The sequence below is a fragment of the Moorena sp. SIO4A1 genome (assembly GCF_010672065.1).
Taxonomy (GTDB): Bacteria; Cyanobacteriota; Cyanobacteriia; order Cyanobacteriales; family Coleofasciculaceae; genus Moorena.
In genome coordinates this window covers 1-1,859 of record NZ_JAAHHX010000456.1, presented here as the reverse complement: position 1 = coordinate 1,859, position 1,859 = coordinate 1, and the positions used below count along the sequence as shown (strand labels likewise).

At 42.4% G+C, this 1,859-nt stretch carries 1 protein-coding gene and 1 pseudogene; both read right to left on the bottom strand.

Features of this window, described 5'->3' with window-relative positions; all coding sequences use genetic code 11:
* Window positions 1–120: 120 nt before the first annotated feature.
* Window positions 121–1,563, bottom strand: coding sequence for a c-type cytochrome (locus F6K53_RS39410; RefSeq protein ID WP_293085396.1), 1,443 nt, complete (start codon window positions 1,561–1,563; stop codon window positions 121–123).
* A gap of 81 nt (window positions 1,564–1,644) precedes the next feature.
* A pseudogene (locus F6K53_RS39405) lies at window positions 1,645–1,859 on the bottom strand (hypothetical protein); the annotation flags it as partial.

Sequence of the window (1,859 nt, the reverse complement as noted above, 5' to 3'; positions counted from 1 at the left end):
GATAGCTGATACACGACACGCTGATACACGACACGCTGATAGCTGAATGCTTACGTCTAATTGCAGCATATGGGGGAGTTTATCTGCCCCATATGCTAGTGCTCTAGACAGTCAAGGAGATCACAGAGTTTTGAGATACTCAATCAAAGCTTTCTTATCCTGTTCAGGTAAATCAGTACCATAGAGATGTCCTTGGTTACCGTTAGCTATAACGCTAGTATCGTATTTGAAACCCTCCTTCTCAGCTTTTTCTCCCTCCGAGACAAAGCCAACTTTTTCCGGATCATAGACATCGTAGCCCCGGTAAAATACCTTCGTCCGCTTCTCAGGAGTTTCTAGTAAGTTTGTTAGGTTAGGCACCGAACCATTATGGAGATAAGGAGCTCTTAGCCAAAGTCCATCAAGGGCTACTGCCACATAACCATTAGTCTTACGCAGGTAGTCAAAGTCCCATTCATAGCCTTCAGCGTACTCATTATAAGCATCAGCTGCTTCCTGAGTCCACATATCTAAGCGGTTGCGGTCAGTACCAATCTCATCGATCTCAATAACAGTTCCTGTCCGTTCTCCACCAAAAGCATGGCAGGATGCACAAGTATTAGCAAAAATCTCACTACCTTTTGCTGCCAATGTTTGATTAACCTCAAAAGGATATGGGGGAGGAGGTAATTCAGTAATATAATCTTCTACCCGCTTTAAACCTTCGATATTAATCGACTTCCTAGTAGCACCATCACCGATTGCCCCAGTCTGGATGGTTTCCCTCAGTGACGTTTCTAAGCCATCCCAATGATAGGCAAATCCTTCATGCATTTTTTGATTCCAAAGCGGCATCATGTCGGAGTTGTCAACAGAATCATCTAGAGGCTGATCTAAGTATCGAAACTTAACAGGGTTGAACGGAGAGATCCGACCAGGTCCCCAGTCGGGACGGGAATCCATCCAAGCATATCCTTCCCCAAGTTCCAGAATTGATTTCCTAGTTTGAGGAATAATTACATAGCGATAAAGTAGTTTATCAAACCAAGAAAGTTCATAATTATATCCAATTTCTCCAAGAATATAGTCGGCTGTAAATCGTGGGTCATTGGCACAAGCTTGCAGAAATCGGAGGTAGCGTTGAGGATCAAACTTACTTGAAGGTCCTGCTGCAATAATCGTGGGTTTATCTTTAGGAGTTTTGCGAAATGTAGCCGTATGACAAGCAGCACAAGTTATGCCCTGACGAGGAAAACCAATAGTTTTTTTAGAAAAGCCAACAGGTAATTCTTTCCCCTCTTCCCAAATAATTCCCAAAGACGTATAACCACCTGGTTTCGGTAGTTTATCAGGAAATATCCGGGGAAGCACCAGCCAAATTAAATACGGTACACCTTCAGCATTTTCTGTGCCAATGGAACCATACTTGAAGTGTTCTTCTGGCGACTCATAATCGTAATAGGTGGGAGGATTTGGGTCTTCTCGAAATAGGTTGTACCATCCCACATAGGCTACAACTCCAGCCAGCAAAAAAATACTAATAACAATCGTTGTTATTAGTTTACCTAATTTATTCTTAACCATTTTCATAACGTTATTGTTCTCCCTACTGCTAGATAGTGCTGAGTGCAGTGCTAGGTGATAAGTATGACTATTCCCGAAAATTTAGGATAATCCCTTGCCTGTTTGTGAAATAAAGGGTTGTTGAGTTTGCAGGGCAAGGAATAATAGAATTCCTTGGATAACTGCGAAGACAAGGTCAACCAAAGCGATACTCAGAAATCCGAGATCTTGACCAAATAACAAGACAGCCGTTATAAAAAACGTAGCTCCACCACCTCGTGTGACCAATATTGACATCCAAGCTGTTGCTTTATAGC